The sequence below is a fragment of the Kribbella solani genome, from assembly GCF_014205295.1.
Taxonomy (GTDB): Bacteria; Actinomycetota; Actinomycetes; order Propionibacteriales; family Kribbellaceae; genus Kribbella; species Kribbella solani.
Map to the genome: position 1 here is coordinate 6,519,602 of NZ_JACHNF010000001.1, position 21,698 is coordinate 6,541,299.

Here is a 21,698-nt window from a genome sequence, read left to right on the forward strand (position 1 = left end):
GCGTGACCGACGTGCTGACCCCGGTGCTGTCCGACAACTGGGACCAGATCAACGCCTGGCAGCTGGCCTCGTACCAGCGGTCCGGCGGGTACGACGCGCTCCGCAAGGCGCTCGCGATGCAGCCGGCCGACGTGGTTGCCACGGTCAAGGACTCCGGTCTGCGCGGCCGTGGTGGCGCCGGCTTCCCGACCGGGATGAAGTGGTCGTTCATCCCGCAGGACAACCCGAAGCCGAAGTACCTGGTGGTGAACGCCGACGAGTCCGAGCCGGGTACCTGCAAGGACATCCCGCTGATGATGGCCTCGCCGCACACGCTGGTCGAGGGCGTCATCATCGCCTCGTACGCGATCCGCGCGTCGGCCGCGTTCATCTACGTCCGCGGTGAGGTACTGCACGTGATCCGCCGGCTGCAGCAGGCGGTCCAGGAAGCCAAGGACGCCGGCTACATCGGTACGAACATCCTCGGCAGCGGCTACGACCTGGACGTGATCGTGCACGCCGGCGCCGGCGCGTACATCTGCGGCGAGGAAACGGCGCTGCTGGACTCGCTGGAAGGCCGTCGCGGTCAACCCCGGCTGCGTCCCCCCTTCCCGGCCGTGGCCGGTCTGTACGGTTGCCCCACTGTCATCAACAACGTCGAGTCGATCGCATCCGTTCCCGTCATCATCAAGAACGGCGCGGACTGGTTCTCCTCGATGGGCACCGAGAAGTCCAAGGGCATGACGCTGTACTCGCTGTCCGGCCACGTCACCCGCCCAGGTCAGTACGAGGCGCCGCTCGGCATCACGCTGCGCCAGCTGCTCGACCTGGCCGGTGGTGTCCGCGCAGGGCACCAGCTGAAGTTCTGGACACCGGGTGGTTCGTCCACGCCGCTGCTGACGGCCGAGCACCTGGACGTACCGCTGGACTACGAGGGCGTCGGCTCGGTCGGGTCCATGCTCGGTACCAAGGCGCTGCAGATCTTCGACGACTCGGTGTGCGTGGTGCGGTCCGTACTGCGCTGGACCGAGTTCTACAAGCACGAGTCCTGCGGCAAGTGCACCCCGTGCCGCGAGGGCACCTGGTGGCTGGTGCAGATCCTCGAGCGGCTGGAGCAGGGCAAGGGGTCCGAGGAGGACCTGGAGACGCTGCTCGACCTGTCCGAGAACATCCTCGGCCGGTCGTTCTGTGCGCTCGGCGACGGCGCGACCGCGCCGATCACCAGCTCGATCCAGCACTTCAAGGACGAGTACCTGGCGCACTTCGAGCACGGCGGCTGCCCGTTCGACCCGATGGCAAGCACTGTCTTCGCGACTGCTGGAGCTAGCGCATGACGATCCAAGCCAACCCGCCGGCCGGCGCCGAGGTGGAGCGGACCGACCTGGTCACCGTCACCATCGACGGCATCGAGGTGAAGGTTCCGAAGAACAGCCTGGCGATCCGGGCCGCCGAGCAGATCGGGATCCAGATCCCGCGGTTCTGCGACCACCCGCTGCTCGACCCGGTCGGTGCCTGCCGGCAGTGCCTGGTCGAGGTGCCCGACGCCGGCAACGGCCGCGGCATGCCGAAGCCGCAGGCGTCCTGCACGCTGACCGTCGCCGACGGCATGGTGATCAAGACCCAGGTCAGCTCGCCGGTGGCCGAGAAGGCCCAGCACGGGAACATGGAGTTCCTGCTGATCAACCACCCGCTGGACTGCCCGGTCTGCGACAAGGGCGGCGAGTGCCCGCTGCAGAACCAGGCGATGACCAACGGTGGCGGTGAGTCCCGGTTCGCCGAGACCCACGGCGTGAAGCGGACCTACCCGAAGCCGATCAACATCTCGGCCGAGGTACTGCTGGACCGGGAGCGCTGCATCCTGTGCGCGCGCTGCACCCGGTTCTCCGAACAGATCGCCGGTGACCCGTTCATCGCGCTGATCGAGCGCGGCGCGCTGCAGCAGGTCGGCATCTACGAGAAGGAGCCGTTCGAGAGCTACTTCTCCGGGAACACCATCCAGATCTGCCCGGTCGGCGCGCTCACCAGCGCGGCGTACCGGTTCCGTTCCCGGCCGTTCGACCTGGTGTCGGTGCCGTCGGTGGCGGAGCACGACTCGTCCGGCGCGGCGATCCGGATCGACTACCGGCGCGGCAAGGTGATGCGCCGGCTGTCCGGTGACGACCCGCAGGTGAACGAGGAGTGGATCTCGGACAAGGACCGGTTCGCGTTCCAGTACGCGACCACCGGTGACCGGCTGACCCACCCGATGATCCGCGAGGACGGCGAGCTGCGGCCGGCGTCCTGGCCGGAGGCGATCTCGTTCGCGGGCGCCAAGCTGGCGGCGGCGCGCGGGAACGCGGGCGTCCTGACCGGTGGCCGGCTGACGCTCGAGGACGCGTACGCGTACTCGAAGTTCGCGCGGGTCGCGCTGGGCAGCAACGACATCGACTTCCGGGCCCGGCCGCACTCCGCGGAGGAGGCGGACTTCCTCGCCGCCGCGGTCGCCGGTACCGGCCTGGGTACGACGTTCGCCGACCTGGAGAAGGCCGGCAGCGTGCTGTTCGCCGGATTCGAGCCGGAGGAAGAGGCGCCGTCGGTGTTCCTGCGCGTCCGCAAGGGCGTCAAGACCCACGGCACCAAGGTGTTCACTCTCGCGGCGTACGGATCGCGCGGTATCGAGAAGCTGGACGGCGTGGTCGTACCGGCGTCGCCGGGCACCGAGGCCGCCGTCCTGGCCGACCTGGCCAACACCGGTGAGGCCGGGGCCGCGGCCCGGGCCGCGCTCGGTCCGGACTCGATCATCATCGTCGGCGAGCGGCTGGCGAGCGTACCGGGCGGGTACTCGACCGCGTTGCGGCTGGCGCTGGACACCGGCGCGCAGCTGGCCTGGATTCCGCGCCGCGCGGGTGACCGGGCCGCGCTCGAGGCCGGCTGCCTGCCGGGCCTGCTGCCCGGTGGCCGGCTGGTCAGCGACCCGCAGGCGCGGGTCGACCTGCAGGCTGCCTGGGGTGTCGAGCACCTGCCGGCCGAGACCGGCAAGGACCTGACCGGGATCCTCGCGAATGCCGGCGGGCTCGGCGCGCTGGTGGTCGCGGGCGTCGAGATCGACGACCTGCCGGACCCGGCCGCGGCGCTGGCCGCGCTCGAGGCCGCGCCGTTCGTGGTCAGCTTCGAGGTCCGCAACTCGCAGGTGACCGAGTTCGCCGATGTCGTCTTCCCGGTGGTTCCGCCGGTGGAGAAGTCCGGCACGTTCGTGAACTGGGAGGGCCGCGAGCGGCCGTTCCCGGTGGTGCTCAAGCAGCCGGCCGCGATGCCGGACGTCCGCGCGCTGGCCGCGCTGGCGCAGGAGATGGGTACCCCGCTCGGGTTCGCAACGCCGGAGGGTGCCAAGCGGGAGCTGGACGAGCTCGGCCGCTGGGACGGCGACCGCGCGCAGGAGCCGGGATACCACCCGGCACCGCCGCTCGGGACGTTCGACTCGACCCGGCTGGCGACCTGGCGGATGCTGATCGACGACAGCCGCGCCTGCGACGGTGAGCCGCACCTGACCGCGACCGCGCGGACGCCGGTGGCCCGGATCTCCCGCACCACCGCGCACCGGATCGGCGTCGCCGACTCCGACGAGCTGGTGGTGAGCACCGACGCCGGGTCCGTCCGGCTGCCGGTGCTGATCACCCCGATGACCGACAACGTGGTCTGGCTGCCGACCAACTCGGCCGACTCCCACGTCCGCCGGTCGCTGCACGCAGACCATGGCTCGATCGTGACGATCGCCGGAGGGAACGCATGAACGAGCGCAGCGAGTTCATCATCAAGCACAGTGCGGTTCGTGCCTCATCGGCGCCCGGAGCGAAGCGAGGACGTCGATGAGCTACCCGCTTGCGGTGCCGGATGCCGGAGTTGGGCACGATCCTTGGTGGGTCATTCTCATCAAGGTGCTGTTCATCTTCGTCTTCCTGGTGGTGCTGACGCTCTTCAACATCTGGTGGGAACGCCGGGTCGTGGCGCGGATGCAGCACCGGATCGGCCCGAACGTGCACGGCCCGGCGGGCCTCCTGCAGTCGCTGGCCGACGGCGTCAAGCTGATGCTGAAGGAAGACCTGATGCCGAAGGGCGTCGACCGGTTCGTCTTCGTGCTGGCTCCGGCCATCGTCGCGATCCCGGCCTTCCTCACCTTCGCGGTGATCCCGTTCGGGCCGACCGTGAAGATCCCGTTCACCGACACGTACACCCGGTTGCAGCTCACCGACCTGCCGGTCTCGGTGCTGTACGTGATGGCGATCGCCTCGATCGGCATCTACGGCATCGTGCTCGGCGGCTGGTCCTCGAACTCGACCTACTCGCTGCTCGGTGGACTCCGGTCCAGCGCGCAGATGATCTCGTACGAGGTCGCGATGGGCCTGGCGCTGGTGACGGTGTTCCTGTTCGCCGGCTCGATGTCCACCTCGGAGATCGTGGCCGCGCAGTCGCACCAGACCGTGCACTGGTTCGGGGCGTCGATCCCGCTACCGGGCTGGTACGCGTTCCTGCTCTTCCCGTCGTTCGTGATCTACGTGATCTCGATGATCGGCGAGACGAACCGGGCACCGTTCGACCTGCCCGAGGCCGAGGGCGAACTGGTCGCGGGCTTCCTGACCGAGTACTCCTCGATCAAGTACGCGATGTTCTTCCTGGCCGAGTACATCAACATGGCGACCGTGTCCGCGCTGGCCACCACGCTGTTCCTGGGTGGCTGGCGGGCCCCGTGGCCGATCTCGATCTGGGACGGCGCGAACTCCGGGTACTGGCCGGTGCTGTGGTTCATGGGCAAGATGATGTGCTTCATCTTCTTCTACATCTGGCTGCGCGGAACGCTGCCGCGACTGCGCTACGACCAGTTCATGAAGCTCGGCTGGAAGATCCTGATCCCGGTCTCGCTGGTCTGGATCCTGCTGGTCGCGACCGTGCGCGCGGTCGGCCGGGAGACCAACTTCAGCCGGACCACGCTGCTGGTCGCGGCCGCGGTGGTGCTGGTCCTCGCGGTGATCAGCATGTTCGTCCCGCAGAAGCCGAAGCCGGAGCAGCCGACCGAGGCGGACCGCGCGAAGGACTTCGACGCGTTCGCCGGCGGGTTCCCGGTGCCACCGCCGCTCCCCAATGCTGGCAGGGGTCAACAGTCCGAGCCGACATCGAAGGCAGGCAGTCGTGGCTAGTGTCAAAGAGTCCCTCTGGGATCCGGTCGCCGGGTTCGGGGTCACCTTCCGGACGATGTTCCGCAAGGTGTTCACCGAGCAGTACCCGTTCGAGAAGAAGCCGACCGCGCCACGGTTCCACGGCCGGCACCAGCTGAACCGCTGGCCGGACGGGCTGGAGAAGTGCGTCGGCTGTGAGCTGTGCGCGTGGGCCTGCCCCGCGGACGCGATCTACGTCGAAGGCGCCGACAACACCGAGGGCGGCCGGTTCTCGCCGGGCGAGCGGTACGGGCGCGTGTACCAGATCAACTACCTGCGCTGCATCCTCTGCGGTCTGTGCATCGAGGCCTGCCCGACCCGGGCGCTCACGATGACCAACGAGTACGAGCTGGCCGACACCAGCCGCGAGTCCCTCATCTACGAGAAGAAGGACCTGCTGGCGCCGATGCTCCCGGGCATGCAGGAGCCGCCGCACGACATGCAGCTGGGCAAGACCGAGAAGGACTACTACCTCGGCCTCACCGGCGCTGCTGTGCAGGCCGAAGGGAGTGACACCAAATGATCGCCATGGTCACCGGCCCGCAGGTCGCGTTCTGGCTGCTCGCGCCGGTCATGATCCTGGCCGCGATCGGGATGGTGCTGGTCCGCAAGGCGGTGCACTCGGCCTTGCTGCTGGCGACCGTGATGATCTGCCTGGCGATCCAGTACGCGGCGCAGGACGCGCCGTTCCTGTTCGCGGTCCAGATCATCGTCTACACCGGCGCGATCCTGATGCTGTTCCTGTTCGTGCTGATGCTGGTCGGCGTCGACGCGTCCGACTCGCTGGTGGAGACGATCCGGGGTCAGCGGCTGCTGGCCGGGATCGCGTTCCTCGGCTTCGGCATCCTGCTGGTCGCGGCCATCGGCAGCGCGGCCTTCGGCAACCCGCTGGGGCTGGCCGACGCGCAGCCGGACGGTAACCCGAAGGCGATCGCGGCGCTGCTGTTCGGCAAGTACGTCTGGGCCTTCGAGGTCACGTCGGCGCTGCTGATCACCGCGGCGATGGGCGCCATGATGCTGGCCCACCGTGAGCGGCTGACCAAGAAGCGGACCCAGCGCGACCACGCCGAGGAGCGGATTCGCAAGTACGCGGAGCAGGGTGTGCACCCGGGCCCGCTGCCGACCCCCGGCGTACTGGCCCGGCACAACGCCGTCGACACCCCGGCGCTGCTGCCGGACGGGTCGATCGCGCCGACCTCGGTTTCGCGGGTGCTGCAGGCACGTGGCACCGTGTTCCCCGAGGCGGACGAGCGCGCGGACGTCGACGAGGTCCGCAAGCTCGACGCGGGCGACGACTTCGACGAAGGAGAGAAGCGGTGACCACGGAGCCGTACATCGTGCTCGCGGCGATCCTGTTCAGTATCGGGGCGCTCGGCGTCCTCGTACGCCGGAACGCGATCGTCGTCTTCATGTGCGTCGAGCTGATGCTGAACGCGACAAACCTCGCGTTCGTCAGTTTCGCCCGCCAGCACGGCAACCTCGACGGCCAGATCGCCGCCTTCTTCGTGATGGTGGTGGCCGCGGCCGAGGTGGTCATCGGCCTGGCCATCATCATGGCCATCTTCCGCACCCGTCGCTCGGCCTCGGTCGACGACGCCAACCTGCTCAAGTACTGAGGTAGCAACCGATGAGTCATGAGCTGACCTGGCTGCTGGTTGCCGTACCGGCGGTGTCGGCGGCGATCCTGCTGCTCGGTGGCAAGGCCACCAACGCGTGGGGTCACCTGCTCGGCACCCTGGCACCGGTGATCTCCTTCGCCCTGGGCGTCGTGCTGTTCATCCAGATGAACGGCAGGTCCGGCGAGGAGCGGTCCGAGACGGTCCGGCTGTTCGAGTGGTTCTCGGTCGGCCACATCAAGGTCGACTTCACCCTGCTGATCGACCCGCTGTCGATCCTGTTCGTGCTGCTGATCACCGGTGTGGGTTCGCTGATCCACATCTACTCGATCGGCTACATGGAGCACGATCCGCGGCGGCGCCGGTTCTTCGGGTACCTGAACCTGTTCATCGCCTCGATGCTGCTGCTCGTGCTCGCGGCCGACTACCTGCTGGTGTTCGTCGGCTGGGAGGGCGTCGGTCTGGCCTCGTACCTGCTGATCGGGTTCTGGCAGCACAAGAACTCGGCGGCGGTCGCGGCCAAGAAGGCCTTCGTGGTGAACCGGGTCGGTGACATCGGCCTCTCGCTCGCGGTGATGAGCATGTGGGCCCTGTTCGGCTCCTCGGCCTTCGGCGTCGTGAACGCCGGCGCCGGCCAGCTCTCGCACACCTGGGCCACGCTGCTCGGCCTGATGCTGCTGCTGGCCGCCTGCGGCAAGTCCGCGCAGGTGCCGCTGCAGTCCTGGCTGCTGGACGCGATGGAAGGCCCGACCCCGGTGTCGGCGCTGATCCACGCGGCGACCATGGTCACCGCCGGCGTCTACCTGGTGGTCCGGTCGCACGCGATCTACGCGGTCACCGACGCGGCCTCCACCGCGGTGGTGATCGTCGGTACGGTCACCGCGCTGGCCGGCGCGATCATCGGTTGCGCCAAGGACGACATCAAGAAGGCGCTGGCCGGTTCGACGATGAGCCAGATCGGCTACATGATGCTCGCCGCGGGCCTCGGCCCGGCCGGGTACGTGTTCGCGATCTTCCACCTGCTCACGCACGGTTTCTTCAAGGCGAACATGTTCCTCGGCGCCGGTTCGGTCATGCACGGCATGAACGACGACGTGAACATGCGGCACTACGGCGCGCTGCGGTCGGCGATGAAGGTCACCTTCGTCACCTTCGGCTTCGGCTACCTGGCGATCCTCGGCATCCCGCCGTTCGCCGGCTTCTTCAGCAAGGACAAGATCATCGAGGCCGCGTTCGCGCACAACACCGTGATCGGTCTGTGCGCGCTGCTCGGCGCCGGTATCACCGCGTTCTACATGACCCGGGTGATGCTGATGACGTTCTTCGGCAAGAAGCGCTGGGCCGAGGACGTACACCCGCACGAGTCGCCGAAGGTGATGACCTGGCCGCTGATCATCCTGGCGGCCCTGTCGCTGGGTGGCGGCGCGCTGTACTTCGCCGGCGACTGGATCGTGAAGTGGCTGGAGCCGATCGTCGGTCACGAGGAGGAGCACCCGCCGGTCAGCGCGCTGGTGATGACGCTGATCACCCTCGCGGTGGTTGCCGTCGGCATCGTCATCGCGGTGCTCAAGTACCGGCAGGACATCCCGCGGGAGGCGCCGGCCGGTTCGCCGGTCACCGTGCTCGCCCGGCGTGACCTGTACGGCGACGCGCTGAACGAGGCGGTCCTGATGCGCCCGGGCCAGTACCTGACCCGGACCCTGGTCTGGCTGGACAACCGGGGCGTCGACGGCCTGGTGAACGGCCTGGCCGCACTCTTCGGCGGTCTGTCCGGCCGGCTCCGCCGGTACCAGACGGGCTTCGTCCGAACGTATGCACTCAGCATGGTCTTCGGCGCCGCATTCGTGGTCGTCGCCCTCCTCGCGGTGAGGTTGTCGTGAACATCGGTTGGCTGACCCTGTTACTGCTCCTGCCGCTCGTCGGGGCCATCGCGACGATGCTGGTGCCCAAGGCGAAGGCGCTGCTGTCCAAGCAGGTCGCGCTCGGGTTCTCGCTCGTCACGCTGGTACTGACCGCGATCGTCGCGATCGGCTACCAGCGCAACGGCGCCGGGGACTACAACGAGACGCACACCTGGATCAAGGCCTTCGGCGCGCACTACGCGCTCGGCCTGGACGGTGTCGGTGTCGTACTGGTGGTGCTGACCGCGCTGCTGACGCCGATCGTGCTGATCGCGTCCTGGAACGACGCCGAGCACGGCCGCTGGTCGGAGAAGTCCTTCTTCGCCTGGGTGCTGGCCCTGGAGGCACTGTCGATCGGCGTGTTCAGCGCCACCGACGTGTTCCTGTTCTACGTACTGTTCGAGGCCACGCTGATCCCGATGTACTTCCTGATCGGTGGCTTCGGCGGTCCGCAGCGCTCGTACGCCGCGGTGAAGTTCCTGCTGTACTCGCTGCTCGGCGGGCTGATCATGCTGGCGTCGGTCGTCGGCCTGTACGTGGTGTCGGCCAAGCACGGCGCGCCCTCGTACCTGCTGACCGACCTGATGAAGCTGGACATCAGCCAGAACACCGAGCGCTGGCTGTTCCTCGGCTTCTTCTTCGCCTTCGCGGTGAAGGCGCCGATGGTGCCGTTCCACACCTGGCTGCCGGACGCGGCCGGTGAGGCGACGCCGGGTACGTCGGTGCTGCTGGTCGGCATCCTGGACAAGATCGGCACCTTCGGGATGATCCGGTTCTGTCTCGGGCTGTTCCCGAACGCGTCCGAGTGGGCGACCCCGGTGGTGCTCGTACTGGCGCTGATCTCGGTGCTGTACGGCGCGCTGCTGGCGATCGGGCAGACCGACATCAAGCGGCTGATCGCGTACACCTCGATCTCGCACTTCGGCTTCATCGTGATGGGTATCTTCGCGCTGACGTCGCAGGGCCTGACCGGGTCGACGCTGTACATGTTCAACCACGGTCTCTCCACCGCCGCGCTGTTCCTGGTCGCCGGGTACCTGATCTCCCGGCGTGGGTCCGCGCGGATCGCCGACTACGGCGGCGTGGAGAAGGTCGCGCCGGTGCTGGCCGGGACGTTCCTGTTCGCGGGACTGTCCAGCCTCGCGCTGCCCGGCCTGTCGCCGTTCATCTCCGAGTTCATGGTGCTGGCCGGGACGTTCAGCCGGCACAAGGTGATCGCGGTGATCGCCGTCCTCGGGATCGTGCTGGCCGCGCTGTACATCCTGCTGATGTACCAACGCCTGATGACCGGCCCGGTCCGGGACGGGATCGAGAAGCTGAAGGACCTGAACGCCCGTGAGGTGCTCGCGATCGCGCCGCTCGCGGTTCTGATCATCGGCCTGGGAATCTTCCCGAAGCCGGTGGTCGACATCATCAAACCCGCGATCGACTCGACCATGCAGCGGGTGGGCGTGACCGACAAGGCACCGCAGATCCCCGTGACGGAGGGACAGAAGTGAGCGCGATGTTGCTGCCGCTGGCGGACTTCACAGCGCCGAAGATCGAGTACAACGAGCTGGCTCCGCTGCTCGTGATCTTCGCCGCCGCGTGTGTCGGCGTACTGGTCGAGGCGTTCCTGCCGCGGCCGCTGCGGCACCTGGTGCAGCTGGCGATCACCGTAGTCGCGGTGGTCACGGCCGGGGTCCTGACCGGCATCCTGATGCACGGCAAGAAGGAACTGATCGCCGCCCAGGGCGCGATCTCGGTCGACGGCCCCGCGCTGTTCACCTGGATCATCCTGCTGGCACTGACACTGATCAGCGTGCTGCTGTTCGCGGAGCGGTCGGTCGACGGCGGGCTGTCCGCGTTCGCCGGGCAGGCCGCGGCCGTACCCGGCTCCGAGGCCGAGCGGGAGGGTACGGCGGCCCGGATCGAGCACACCGAGATCTTCCCGCTGACCATGTTCGCGGTCGGCGGCATGATGCTGTTCGCCGCGTCGAACGACCTGCTGGTGCTGTTCGTCGCGCTCGAGGTGTTCTCGCTGCCGCTGTACCTGCTCTGCGGTCTGGCCCGGCGCCGGCGGCTGATCTCGCAGGAAGCCGCGATGAAGTACTTCCTGCTCGGCGCGTTCTCGTCGGCGTTCCTGCTCTTCGGCATCGCGCTGCTGTACGGGTACGCGGGCACCATGTCGCTCGGCGGGATCTCGGACGCGCTGTCCACCCAGACCAGCGGCGACGCGATCCTGCTCGCCGGTACCGGTCTGCTCGGGGTCGGCCTGCTGTTCAAGGTCGGCGCGGTTCCGTTCCACTCCTGGACCCCGGACGTGTACCAGGGCGCGCCGACGCCGGTCACCGGCTTCATGGCGGCCTGCACCAAGATCGCCGCGTTCGTCGGCCTGATGCGGGTCTTCTACGTCGCGCTCGGCGGATCGCGCTGGGACTGGGCGCCGATGATGTGGGTCGTCGCGATCCTCACCATGGTGGTCGGTTCGATCGTCGCGATCACCCAGACCGACGTGAAGCGGATGCTGGCGTACTCGTCGATCGCGCACGCGGGCTTCCTGCTGACCGCGTTCGTCGGTCTCGCCCAGAGCGGGAACGGCGTCCACAACGGGATCACCTCGACCCAGGCGGTGCTGTTCTACCTGGTCTCGTACGGCTTCCCGACGATCGGCGCGTTCGCGGTCATCACGCTGGTCCGCGATGCCGGCGGCGAGGCGACGCACCTGTCCCGCTGGGCGGGCCTCGGCAAGAAGTCGCCGTTGCTGGCCGGGATCTTCGCGTTCTTCCTGCTGTCCTTCGCCGGTATCCCGCTGACCGCGGGCTTCACCGGCAAGTGGGCGGTCTTCAGCGCGGCCTGGACCGGTGGCGCCTGGCCGCTGGTGGTGGTCGCGGTGCTGTCCAGCGTGGTCGCCGCGTTCTTCTACGTCCGCGTGATCGTGCTGATGTTCTTCTCCGACGTGCCGGCCGACTCGCCGGACGTGGCGCTGCCGGGTTGGCAGACCACGTCGGCGGTCGCGCTGGGTCTCGCCGCCACGGTGGTGCTCGGTCTGGTTCCCGGACCGGTGCTCGACCTGGCGGCCCGAGCTGGTGAGTTCATCCGTTGAGTCCCCATCCGCTGCCGGCCGAGAGCCTGGGCTTCGAGTTCGCCGATCCGGCACTCGAGGCCCGGGTTCGCGCTGGGCTGGAGCGGGTCGAGCAGGCGCTGCTCGACGCGACCCAGTCCGAGGCGCCGTTCGTCACGGCGGCGGCGCAGCACGTCATGGTTGCCGGCGGCAAGCGGTTCCGGCCGCTGCTGGTGCTGCTGGCGGCCGAGTTCGGAGCTGCCGAGGTTGCCGTCGACGAGGTGGTGAAGGCGGCCGTGGTGGTCGAGCTGACCCACGTCGCGACCCTGCACCATGACGACGTGATGGACGAGGCGGCGCTCCGGCGCGGTTCCGCCACCGCGAACGCGCGCTGGGACAACTCGGTCGCGATCCTGTCCGGCGACTGGCTGTTCGCGCGGGCGTCGGACCTGGTCGCCGATCTCGGACCGGAGGCGGTCCGGATTCAGGCCCGTACCTTCAGCCGGCTGGTCGAGGGCCAGATCCGCGAGACGATGGGTGTCGGCGAAGGCCAGGACCCGCTCAAGCACTACTTGTCGGTGGTCGCCGACAAGACCGGTTCGCTGATCGCGACCTCCGCGCTTTTCGGTGCCCGGTACGCCGGTGCACCTGATGACGTACAGGAATCACTGCGGGCGTTCGGCGAGGAGATCGGCGTGGCGTTCCAGCTCGCCGACGACCTGCTGGACATCGCATCCGAGTCCGACCAGTCCGGTAAGACTCCTGGTACGGACCTGCGCGAGGGCGTACCGACCTTGCCGGTGCTGATCTTCCGCGCCCAGGCGGACCCGACGGACCCGACCGACGCGCGGCTGCTCGACCTGCTCGACTCGGACCTGTCCGACGACGCCCGGCTGACCGAGACCCTCGACCTGCTCCGCGCCCACCCCGCCTTCGGCCAGGCCGAGGACGACGTCCGCCGCCGCGCGGCCGACGCCCGGAATCTCCTCACCGGCGTCCCTGACGGCCCCGGCCGCGACGCCCTCGAAACCCTCTGCGACCTGGTGGCCACCCGCTCGGTCTGACGACCGCGGAGCGGGCTTGGGGCCCGGCGCTCCGGCTCCATCGGGGCCGTGTCGAAAACTTTTGGATCACCCGTGCGTGACTGCGGTACCACTCTGCGCGTTGTGCAGATATCGGTACCGAGAACACGGAGGTCCCCATGGCCGAGCACCGCCGATCGTTGGACGCACCAAGCGAGGAGGCGGGCGGACGCGGCCTGTTGGGGCGCCGGCGCGTCCTCGGGTACCTGATTGCCGCTCCGACGCTCGCGGTCGGCGCGAGTTGGCTGATCAACGACGCCGACCCGCGATCGGCCGACGCCGCCGTGCCGTCGCTGCCGCAGCCGGAGGACCTCTTCGACCTCGGCGACCTGCAGAACCTGGCGGCCGCGCCGACGTCCGGCCTGATCACGGTCGCGATGCGTACCGACGGCACGGCGCACTTCGCGGTCCCGCGGACCGAGGTCGGGCAGGGCATCACGACCGCGTTCGCGATGATCGTCGCCGAAGAGCTGGACCTGCCGATCGAGAAGGTCGAGATCAGTCTGGCCGACGCCCGTCCCGAGCTGTTGATGAACCAGCTGACCGGCGGCTCGAACTCCATGCGCAGCATGTACACGCCGGTCCGGACGGCCGCCGCGATCACCCGGCAGCGCCTGGTCGAGGTAGCCGCGCTGCAATGGAATGTCGCGGTCGACCAGGTGACCGCGACCGCCGGCGTGCTGACCGGGCCGAACGGGCTGAAGGCGACGTACGGCGCGCTGGCCACTGCGGCCGCGGTCACGAAGACCGTCAAGGTGGCTGCCCACCTGAAGGCAAAGGCCGATTTCAAGGTGCTGGGCAAGCCGCACAACCGGGTCGACGCGCACGACATCGTCACCGGGCGCAAGCAGTTCGCGATGGACCTGCACGTCAAGGGCGCCAAGCCGACGATGGTGGCCCGGCCGCCGACGATCAACGGCACGCTGCGCCGGATCAACAACCTCAAGGCGCTGCGGGCGCTGCCGGGTGTCACCGATGTCGTTGGTATCGCCCACGGTGTGGCGATCCGCGCGGACACCTTCGGCCAGTGCATCGACGCGATCCAGAAGGTGGACGCGACCTGGGGACCAGGCACCGTCGACGACGAGTCCGACGCCAGCGTGCTGAAGCAGCTCCGCGCCGCGCAGCTGCCGATGGCGGTGCCGCCGCTGCTGGCGCAGACGATCGACGCCGAGTTCGTGTTCGCGTTCGCCAGCAACAGCGCGCTCGAGCCGGACTGCGCGATCGCCGACGTCCGCCCGGACAGTGCCGAGATCTGGTCCTGTCTGAAGGTGCCGATCGTCGCTCAGGAGGACATCGCCAAACAGCTCGGGATGCCGATCGACGCGGTCAAGGTGCATGTCGTGCAGGGCGGCGGCTCGTTCGGCCGGCACCTCTTCCACGACGTCGCGGCCGAGGCGGCGGAGATCTCCCAGAAGATGGGCAAACCGGTCAAGCTGTCCTGGTCGCGGACCGACAACTTCCGGCAGGGCCGGACACACCCGATGTGTACGTCGCGGGTCCGGGTGAACTACGCCGCCGGCAACGTGATCAGCTACGAGCAGCGGCACACCAGCGTACAGACGGACTTCGGTCACGGCCTCGGCGAGATGCTGACGGCGTTCGCGGCGGACCTCCCGATCGCGGGCAACCTGTCGTTCGCCGAGTCGATCTTCGAGCTGACCCAGTCGTCGCCGTACAACTTCGGCGTGACGACGCAGCTGCTGAACGAGATCCCGCTGAAGTTCAACACCGGCAGCATGCGCAACATCTACTCGCCGAACGTGGTCTGCGCCGAGGAGTTGATGGTCGACCAGCTGGCCGCGAAGCTGGGCCGGGACCCGGTCCAGTTCCGCCGCGACTTCCTCAAGGACCAGCGTCTGCTTGCCGTCCTGAACAAGGCGGCGGCGGTCGGCAAGTGGGGCAAGGCGATGCCGAAGGGTACGGCGCAGGGCATCGCGGTGCACTCGGAGTACCGGGCCGCGGTCGCGACCCTGGTCGAGATCGACTGCCGGCCCGAGACGGTGAACCGGCCGATCGAAGGCGAGGCCGTCACCGGGCCGCGGGTGACGAAGGCCGTGATCGTCGTCGACCCCGGTTTCTGCATCAATCCGCGCGGCCTCGAGGCACAGATGTTCGGCGGCCTGCAGGACGCGATCGCGCTGGCGCTGACGTCCAGCCTGCACATCAAGGACGGCATCCCGCTCGAAGGCAGCTGGGACAACTACTTCTACACGCGGGAATGGAACTCGCCGCTGGACGTCCAGGTGGTGATCATGCCGAACACCAGCGACAGTCCGAGCGGAGCCGGTGAGCTCGCGGTCGCGCCCGCGTTCGCCGCGGTCGCCTGCGCGTACGCCCGGGCCACCGGGACGCTGCCGACGTACTTCCCGATCAACCACGGCAAGCTCGGGTTCGAGCCGCTGCCGGTGCAGCCGTCCACCCCGCAGTCGCCGACCGATGGCCTCGACCACAAGTTCTGAGGAAGCCATGCCAACTCACACCTTCAAGCTCAACGGCAAGCAGATCAGCGTCGACGCCGAGGACTCCGTGCGGCTGCTGTGGGTTCTGCGCGACCTGCTCGGGGTCACCGGACCGAAGTACGGCTGCGCGCTGAACGTCTGCAAGTCCTGCACGTCGCACATCAACGGCAAGGCGTTCAACCCGTGCTCGGTGCCGGTGAAGGACATCGCCCCGACCGATGAGATCACCACGATCGAAGGGTTGCCGGACACCGTCGGCAAGGACCTGCACCCGATGCAGCAGGCCTGGCTGAAGTACGACGTGGCGCAGTGCGGGTACTGCCAGCCCGGGCAGATCATGGCTGCGGTTGCTCTGGTGAAGAAGGTTCGCAAGGAGGAGCGCGAGATCACCGACGCGGACCTCGACGAGCTGCGCAACATCTGCCGTTGTGGGACGTACACGCGGATCCGCGAAGCGGTGAAGGCCGGAGCGGAGCACATGGGTGCGTGACGTCCTCGCGTCCGTCCGCGACTGGTACACGTCCGGCGAACGGTTCGCGCTGGCGACGGTGATCGGCACGTTCCGGTCGGCGCCGCGCCGGCCCGGGGCGACGATGGCGGTCGCCGCGGACGGCACGGTCGTGGGCAGCGTCTCCGGCGGCTGCGTCGAGGGCGACGTGTACGCGGTGGCAGAGGAGGTGATCCGATCGGGCGTCCCGGTGGTTCGCCGCTACGGGATCTCCGACGACGCCGGTTTCGCGGTCGGCCTGACCTGCGGCGGCATCCTGGACGTCCTGGTCGAACCAGTGGACCAGACGTCGTACCCAGAGTTCGCCACCATCGCGGACGCAATCCAGTCAGCCCACCCAACAGCAGTCGCAACCATAGTCACCCCAGGCCCCCAACTAGGCCACCGACTGGCCATCCAACCTCCACCCCTCAACCTCACCTCCACCTCCTCCTCGGCCGTTCTCGGTGGCTGGCCCGGTGTCAGCAGCGGAGGTGGGTTTGGTGATCCGGGGCTGGATGCGGCGGTGGTTGCGGATGCGTGGGGGATGCTTGACAGCGGGTCCAGTGGCATTCGTGAGTACGGGCCGCACGGCGAGTGTGGGCGGCGGGAGGTCGCGGTGTTCGTGCAGGTGCTGGCGCCGCCGCCGCGGATGTTCGTGTTCGGGGCGATCGACTTCGCGGCCGCGGTCGCGCGGGTCGGCAAGTTCCTCGGGTACCACGTGACCGTGTGCGACGCGCGGGCCGTGTTCGCGACCCGGGCGCGGTTCCCGGAGGCGGACGAGGTGGTGGTCGACTGGCCGCACCGGTTCCTGGCCGGTGCGCTGGACACCGTCGACCACCGGACGGTGATGTGCGTGCTCACACATGATCCGAAGTTCGACGTACCGCTGCTGGAGGTGGCGTTGCGGACGGACGCGGGATACATCGGGGCGATGGGTTCGCGGCGTACCCACGAGGACCGATTGACGCGGTTGCGGGCCGCCGGCCTGAGCGAGGCCGAGCTCGCGCGGATGTCGTCGCCGACCGGGCTGGACCTCGGCGCGCGGACCCCTGAGGAGACCGCGATCTCGATCGCCGCGGAGATCATCGCGAGCCGCACCGCCGCGACCGCCCGGCCGCTCTCGACCACCACCGGGCGGATCCACGGCGCTCCCCATCCGGACCCCGTCGCCCTCGGCCCGGACCCCCAGACTCCCCACCCGGAGCCCGCCGTGCTCGGCCCGGACCCCCAGCCTCGGCGCCCGGAGCGGCACGTCGCGGTGGCCGAGGCCTACGAACCGGTCCGGGCCTGAGCCGGTTGCCAACAGCAACAACCCTGCACGGCGGTCACGCGGATCGTGTTCCGCGCGGCGGCCGCTTGGCGCGCGGATTGTGATCTCGTCGGAGGTTCAGCTGGTGAGGACGAGCGCCTTGGTGTCGCGGCCGGTGAATGCCGTGATGGCGGTGAGGATGACACCCGCGGCGCTGAGCAGGATGGCGGTGCGGAGGCCGTCGATCGGTTCGGCGCTTTGGCCGGCGATCGCGACCAGGACGGCGAGGCCGACCGCGTTGCCGACCTGCTGTCCGGTCGAGGCGGTGCCGGAGCCGACGCCCTGGTGTTCAGGCGCGACGCCGGTGGACGCGGCGGCGTACATGGTGGTGAACGCGCTGCCCTGGCCGAGACCGAGGACCAGCAGCGCCGGGACCAGGACCGCGTACGAGGCGGTGGTCGAGATGATCAACCCGAGCACCGCGACGCCGGCGCCCGCGATCGCCAGGCTGGCCGCGAGCGTGACGTGCAGGCCGAAGCGGGTGGCGAGCCGGCCGCCGAGGTTGGCGCCGACGAAGATCGCGACCGTGGGTACGAGGTAGGCGAGCCCGGTTTGCAGGGCGTTGTAGCCGTGGACGTCCTGGAAGTAGACGGTCTCGAAGTACAGCAGCGGGCCGAGGGTCGCCGCGAAGAGCGTGATCACGCTGACGCCGGTACGCAGGTTGCGGATTCGCAGCAACGCCAACGGGAGCAGGGGATCGGCCGACCGCGACTCGATCAGTACGAAGAGCGCGAGCAGCACGGCGCCGATCACGCCCGCGAGCACACTCGCCGTACTCCAGCCGGTCGCCGGGCCCTGGACCAGCGCGAACACGATCGCGGTGATACCGGCGGTCGCCGAAAGCGCGCCCGGTACGTCGAACCGGCGGCCGTGCCGTACGGAACCGTCGGCCGGGAGCAGCAGCACGGCGGCGACGACCCCGATCACGGCCAGCGGTACGTTCACGAAGAAGATCGCCGGCCAGCCGAACGCCTGGGTGAGTACGCCGCCGAGCAGCGAACCGAGCGCCATCCCGCTACCGCCGGCGGCACCCCAGATCGAGAACGCCCGGTTGCGTTCGCGGCCTTCCTCGAAGAGCGTGCCGATCAGGGACAGGGTCGCCGGTGCGAGTACCGCGCCGCCGAAGCCCTGGACGGCGCGGGCGCCGATCAGCAGGCCGGGGTCGGTGGCCAGGCCGCCGGCGAGGGACGAGACGCCGTACAGCAGCAGGCCGGCGGTGAACATCCGGCGCCTGCCGAGCAGGTCGGACATCCGCCCGCCGAGGAGCAGGAAGCCGCCGAACACCACCGCGTACCCGCTCACCACCCATTGCAGGTTGTGCGCCGCGAAGCCGAGCTCCCGCCCGATGTCCGGTACGGCGACGAACACGATCGTGTAGTCGATCGCGATGATCAGCTGCGCGAACGCCAGCAAAGCCAGGATCATCGGCTTATTTAGGATATTAGACATCCAGAATCAACTCCTGGGGAAAGTGGGTTGTGCGGACGAGGAGGCTCAGGACTTGAGGTTCGTGAAGTGGTTCCGGACGTTGTCCGGGGCCTCGGGGGTGTAAGTGACCACTCGAGCGGCGATGTCGGCGATGGACTGGCTCGACAGTTCGCGACGGTATGTGAGCTCGGCGGAGCGCATCGCCTGGGAGATCAGACAGGCCTTGGTGTAGTCGACCTTCGGATCGGCGGCCGGTCCGGCCTTCAGGATCTGCGTACAGCGGAAGGCCTCGTCCGGGCCGTCGATGGCGACCACGATGTCGAGCAGGCTGATGTTCTTCGGGTCCCGGGCGAGCTGGAAGCCGCCCTTCGGTCCGGAGACGGAGGTGAGGATGCCGGCCCGGGTGAGCGCCTGGAGCTGCTTGTTCAGGTACGCCGTCGGCAGGTCGTAGAACGCGGCGAGGCGCTTGGCCGTGACCGCCGCGCCGGGCATCCAGCTGAGGTTCACGCAGCTGTGCATAGCCCATTCCACGCCCTCGTTCATCTTCACAATCTGGATATTAAATGTCCTGAATGTGTCTGGTCAAGTGGTCGCCGCCGGGCCGGCGAACGGTCAGACCGCCGCGGCGGTGACCGCGGCGCGTTCGAGCGCGAGCGTACGGCGGCGGGTGTGCATGCTGTCGAACGTGAACAACGCCAGCGCGACCCACACCAGGCTGAAGCCGACCCAGCGCATCGACGTCATCTGCTCGTGGAAGATCACCAGTCCACAGATGAACTGCATGATCGGGGCGATGTAGTTCAGCAGCCCGAGCGTGGTCAGCGAGACCCGGGTGGCGGCCGCGCCGAACATCAGCAGCGGCACGGCGGTGATCGGCCCGGTCAGTACGACCAGTGCCAGGTACCCGGCGCCGTGGTGGGTGACCGTCGCGTCCCCGTGCATCCCGAGTACGGCGATCGCGACCAGCGCGAGCGGCGCGACCGTACCCGACTCGATCGCCATCCCCTCGATCGCGCCGGCGCCGGCCTTCTTCTTCGCCAGCCCGTAGAACCCGAACGAGAAGGTCAGCGCGATCGCCACCCACGGTGGTTTCCCGTTCTCGATCGCGAGCCCGAGGACGGCCACGAACGCGATCCCGAGCGCGGTCCACTGCATCGGGCGAAGCTTTTCCTTCAGCACGAAGACGCCGAGCAGGACGGTGAACAGCGGGGTGATGAAGTACCCGAGCGACGTTTCCACGACATGCCCGTGGCCGACGGCCCAGATGTACGTACCCCAGTTGACCGAGATGAGAAAGGCGGCCGCGATCAACGGCCACCGCCGCCGCGGCTCGGCGAGCAACGCCTTCACCTGCCCGAACTTCCGCAGCGTGACGACCAGCACCACGATCGTGACCAGCGACCAGACGATCCGATGCGCCAGCAGCTCGACCGCGCCGGTCTGATCCAGCAACTTCCAGTACAGCGGAAAGAGCCCCCAGATCAAGTACGCACTGAATCCGAGAAAGAACCCCCGTCGCTGTTCTGGCACCGGGTCAGCGTAAGCCCCGCCGACAGTTGCATCCAACTTGTTTGCTCATGACGTGAGACGCGGGGGTACTAGGCTGCGCGGCGACCTGTAAGGACACCCAGGAGGTGGCAAGTGGTATCTGTCAGTAGTCGGCACCACGAAGACATCTTCCGGAGCGCGGCTGGAGCGGTCGCGCTGACCCCGGAAGAGCAGGCGCTCGCGGCGCCGAAGGTGCGGAAAGCGGTGGAGGCGGCGGTGAATCAGGCGGCCTCGGATGTGAAGGCGTTTCTCGACAGCAACGGGAGCTCGGGGGCGAATGGGTTCGGAGCGTATCTGAAAGCCGGGGACAGTTCGAGGCGGAGGACTGGGGATGCGGCGACGCGGCTGGGGGAGGACGTAGCCAGTTCGGTGGTGAGCCCGAATGCCTACCAGACCATGAGGCAGGCCGCGGGGGCGTACATCGGGGAGGCGGTCCGAGCCGCCGCACAGGACGTGGTTCTCGGCGCGGCACGCGAAGGGAACCGCTCGGCACGCGCTGCCGGAACCGCCGCGAGCACTGACACCGCGCGGCTGAGGCGCGACGACAGCAAAAAGGGTAAGGGCTGGGGCTGGGGCAGGTAAGAATGCGGCACGAGCCTTCCAGCGCTGAACCTGTGCGCTGACCGCTGCCCATCCCGTCTGCTGCTCCATCGGCTCAGGTGGCGCGGGGCGGGGTGGGTTGGGGGGATGGGGTTGGATGGGAGGGTGATGAGGAGGCGCGTGTGGGTGTGAGGACCGGGCTGGTTTCGGTGACGTTTCGGCAGTTGGCGGTTGATCAGGTGGTGGAGGTCGCGGCCAGGTCGGGGCTGGCGGCGGTCGAGTGGGGTGGGGACATTCACGTGCCGCTCGGCAATCTGGTGAACGCCAAGCGGGTCCGGAATCTGACCGAGGTGCATGGGTTGCAGGTCGCGGCGTACGGCTCGTATCTGCGGGCCGGAAGTGCTGACCGGGAGGAGATGCGCTCCGCGGTCGCCACCGCCGAGGCGCTCGGTGCGCCGCGGATTCGGGTCTGGGCCGGTAACGTCGGGACCGCGGACGCCGGTGTCGGGGACCGGATGGCGGTCACCCGCGGGCTCGGTGAGCTCGCCGACATGGCTGCCGGCGCGGGGATCGAGATCGCGATGGAGTTCCACCGGAACACGCTCACCGACGAGGTCGACTCGACGATCACGCTGCTGCTCGATGTGGGCGCGCCGAACCTCAAGACGTACTGGCAGCCGCCGGTCGACCTCGACGATGCCGAGTGTCTGCGGCAGTTGGAGGCGCTGATGCCGTGGCTGAGCACCGTGCATGTGTTCTCGTGGTGGCCGTCCAACAACCGGTTACCGCTGGCTGCCCGGGAGTCGCTGTGGCGCCCGGTCCTGGAGCGCCTTGCTGCCGAGCCGCGCGAGATCAACGCTCTCCTGGAGTTCGTCGCCGACGATTCCCCCGAACAATTCACCAAAGATGCGGCGGATCTGCACGGCTGGGTCTAGGAGACCGGTTCGTACAACGCGATGGCCAGTTTGCCGCCGGCCGGGTGGCCGGCGTTGATGTAGAAGCTGACGGTCTTCGGCTGGGTTTGGGCGTCCTCGGACATCCACCCGAACCCGCCGCTCATCGGCCCGTCCTGATGCGCGGTCAGGCCGTCCCAGCGCGTCCACACCCCGGC

The 21,698-nt window shown here is 68.6% G+C and carries 19 protein-coding genes; 15 read left to right on the plus strand and 4 right to left on the minus strand.

Going from position 1 to position 21,698, the window contains the following annotated elements; all coding sequences use genetic code 11:
• The first annotated feature begins 2 nt into the window (after positions 1–2).
• The 13 genes from nuoF to HDA44_RS38720 all read left to right on the plus strand — a co-directional run bounded on the left by nuoF (position 3) and on the right by HDA44_RS38720 (position 17,053).
• Positions 3–1,313 (plus strand): NADH-quinone oxidoreductase subunit NuoF, encoded by a 1,311-nt coding sequence (nuoF, locus tag HDA44_RS30120; protein ID WP_184840180.1) that lies wholly within the window; start codon positions 3–5, stop codon positions 1,311–1,313.
• A complete protein-coding gene (locus tag HDA44_RS30125; protein ID WP_184840183.1) occupies positions 1,310–3,748 on the plus strand; it encodes an NADH-quinone oxidoreductase subunit G in 2,439 nt (812 codons plus the stop codon). Before nuoF ends, HDA44_RS30125 begins: the two co-directional genes overlap by 4 nt.
• Positions 3,749–3,824: 76 nt before the next feature.
• The gene (nuoH, locus tag HDA44_RS30130) at positions 3,825–5,150 is read left to right on the plus strand and encodes an NADH-quinone oxidoreductase subunit NuoH (protein WP_184840185.1); all 1,326 of its coding nucleotides are present in this window, start codon (positions 3,825–3,827) and stop codon (positions 5,148–5,150) included.
• Positions 5,095–5,691 (plus strand): NADH-quinone oxidoreductase subunit NuoI, encoded by a 597-nt coding sequence (nuoI, locus tag HDA44_RS30135; RefSeq protein ID WP_184840187.1) that lies wholly within the window; start codon positions 5,095–5,097, stop codon positions 5,689–5,691. The genes nuoH and nuoI overlap by 56 nt, the downstream gene beginning before the upstream one ends.
• The gene (locus tag HDA44_RS30140; protein ID WP_184840190.1) at positions 5,688–6,488 is read left to right on the plus strand and encodes an NADH-quinone oxidoreductase subunit J; all 801 of its coding nucleotides are present in this window, start codon (positions 5,688–5,690) and stop codon (positions 6,486–6,488) included. The genes nuoI and HDA44_RS30140 overlap by 4 nt, the downstream gene beginning before the upstream one ends.
• Positions 6,485–6,784, plus strand: a complete 300-nt coding sequence (gene nuoK / locus HDA44_RS30145) for an NADH-quinone oxidoreductase subunit NuoK (protein WP_130384807.1) — start codon at positions 6,485–6,487, stop codon at positions 6,782–6,784. Before HDA44_RS30140 ends, nuoK begins: the two co-directional genes overlap by 4 nt.
• A gap of 11 nt (positions 6,785–6,795) precedes the next feature.
• Complete coding sequence (gene nuoL / locus HDA44_RS30150; RefSeq protein ID WP_184840192.1) at positions 6,796–8,664, plus strand: NADH-quinone oxidoreductase subunit L; 1,869 nt, start codon at positions 6,796–6,798, stop codon at positions 8,662–8,664.
• Complete coding sequence (locus HDA44_RS30155) at positions 8,661–10,184, plus strand: NADH-quinone oxidoreductase subunit M (protein ID WP_184840194.1); 1,524 nt, start codon at positions 8,661–8,663, stop codon at positions 10,182–10,184. Before nuoL ends, HDA44_RS30155 begins: the two co-directional genes overlap by 4 nt.
• A gap of 5 nt (positions 10,185–10,189) precedes the next feature.
• Positions 10,190–11,770 (plus strand): NADH-quinone oxidoreductase subunit NuoN, encoded by a 1,581-nt coding sequence (gene nuoN / locus HDA44_RS30160; protein WP_184844511.1) that lies wholly within the window; start codon positions 10,190–10,192, stop codon positions 11,768–11,770.
• Positions 11,767–12,792 (plus strand): polyprenyl synthetase family protein, encoded by a 1,026-nt coding sequence (locus HDA44_RS30165; RefSeq protein ID WP_184840196.1) that lies wholly within the window; start codon positions 11,767–11,769, stop codon positions 12,790–12,792. The genes nuoN and HDA44_RS30165 overlap by 4 nt, the downstream gene beginning before the upstream one ends.
• 137 nt (positions 12,793–12,929) lie before the next feature.
• The gene (locus tag HDA44_RS30170) at positions 12,930–15,272 is read left to right on the plus strand and encodes a molybdopterin cofactor-binding domain-containing protein (RefSeq protein WP_184840198.1); all 2,343 of its coding nucleotides are present in this window, start codon (positions 12,930–12,932) and stop codon (positions 15,270–15,272) included.
• Between the two features lie 7 nt (positions 15,273–15,279).
• Complete coding sequence (locus tag HDA44_RS30175) at positions 15,280–15,762, plus strand: (2Fe-2S)-binding protein (protein WP_184840200.1); 483 nt, start codon at positions 15,280–15,282, stop codon at positions 15,760–15,762.
• Complete coding sequence (locus HDA44_RS38720) at positions 15,755–17,053, plus strand: XdhC family protein (protein WP_184840202.1); 1,299 nt, start codon at positions 15,755–15,757, stop codon at positions 17,051–17,053. Before HDA44_RS30175 ends, HDA44_RS38720 begins: the two co-directional genes overlap by 8 nt.
• Positions 17,054–17,149: 96 nt before the next feature.
• Here the strand turns inward: HDA44_RS38720 and HDA44_RS30185 are convergent, their stop codons facing one another.
• The 3 genes from HDA44_RS30185 to rarD form a co-directional block, all read right to left on the minus strand.
• A complete protein-coding gene (locus HDA44_RS30185; RefSeq protein WP_202887634.1) occupies positions 17,150–18,496 on the minus strand; it encodes an MFS transporter in 1,347 nt (448 codons plus the stop codon).
• Positions 18,497–18,565: 69 nt separating this feature from the next.
• Positions 18,566–19,042 (minus strand): RrF2 family transcriptional regulator, encoded by a 477-nt coding sequence (locus tag HDA44_RS30190; protein ID WP_202888627.1) that lies wholly within the window; start codon positions 19,040–19,042, stop codon positions 18,566–18,568.
• Positions 19,043–19,111: 69 nt separating this feature from the next.
• Positions 19,112–20,029 (minus strand): EamA family transporter RarD, encoded by a 918-nt coding sequence (rarD, locus tag HDA44_RS30195; RefSeq protein ID WP_184840208.1) that lies wholly within the window; start codon positions 20,027–20,029, stop codon positions 19,112–19,114.
• A 111-nt stretch (positions 20,030–20,140) separates the two neighbouring features.
• Here rarD and HDA44_RS30200 point away from each other — a divergent pair, with 111 nt between their 5' ends.
• Together HDA44_RS30200 and HDA44_RS30205 are read left to right on the plus strand one after the other, a co-directional pair.
• Positions 20,141–20,629, plus strand: a complete 489-nt coding sequence (locus HDA44_RS30200) for a hypothetical protein (RefSeq protein WP_184840210.1) — start codon at positions 20,141–20,143, stop codon at positions 20,627–20,629.
• Positions 20,630–20,769: 140 nt separating this feature from the next.
• Positions 20,770–21,522, plus strand: coding sequence for a TIM barrel protein (locus HDA44_RS30205; RefSeq protein WP_184840212.1), 753 nt, complete (start codon positions 20,770–20,772; stop codon positions 21,520–21,522).
• On the opposite strand, the gene HDA44_RS30210 is transcribed toward HDA44_RS30205, so the two are convergent.
• Positions 21,519–21,692, minus strand: coding sequence for a hypothetical protein (locus tag HDA44_RS30210; RefSeq protein ID WP_184840214.1), 174 nt, complete (start codon positions 21,690–21,692; stop codon positions 21,519–21,521). The two genes, HDA44_RS30205 and HDA44_RS30210, sit on opposite strands and share 4 nt — an antisense overlap.
• Positions 21,693–21,698: the final 6 nt, after the last annotated feature.

Bases quoted from the DNA above. Each gene is read 5' to 3' on its own strand.
- nuoI (WP_184840187.1), top strand. From the start codon at position 5,095: ATGCTGGCAGGGGTCAACAGTCCGAGCCGACATCGAAGGCAGGCAGTC.
- HDA44_RS30185 (WP_202887634.1), bottom strand. From the start codon at position 18,496: ATGATCCTGGCTTTGCTGGCGTTCGCGCAGCTGATCATCGCGATCGAC.
- nuoH (WP_184840185.1), top strand. From the start codon at position 3,825: ATGAGCTACCCGCTTGCGGTGCCGGATGCCGGAGTTGGGCACGATCCT.
- HDA44_RS30125 (WP_184840183.1), top strand. From the start codon at position 1,310: ATGACGATCCAAGCCAACCCGCCGGCCGGCGCCGAGGTGGAGCGGACC.
- HDA44_RS30175 (WP_184840200.1), top strand. From the start codon at position 15,280: ATGCCAACTCACACCTTCAAGCTCAACGGCAAGCAGATCAGCGTCGAC.
- HDA44_RS30140 (WP_184840190.1), top strand. From the start codon at position 5,688: ATGATCGCCATGGTCACCGGCCCGCAGGTCGCGTTCTGGCTGCTCGCG.
- nuoL (WP_184840192.1), top strand. From the start codon at position 6,796: ATGAGTCATGAGCTGACCTGGCTGCTGGTTGCCGTACCGGCGGTGTCG.
- HDA44_RS30190 (WP_202888627.1), bottom strand. From the start codon at position 19,042: ATGAACGAGGGCGTGGAATGGGCTATGCACAGCTGCGTGAACCTCAGC.
- HDA44_RS30170 (WP_184840198.1), top strand. From the start codon at position 12,930: ATGGCCGAGCACCGCCGATCGTTGGACGCACCAAGCGAGGAGGCGGGC.
- nuoN (WP_184844511.1), top strand. From the start codon at position 10,190: ATGTTGCTGCCGCTGGCGGACTTCACAGCGCCGAAGATCGAGTACAAC.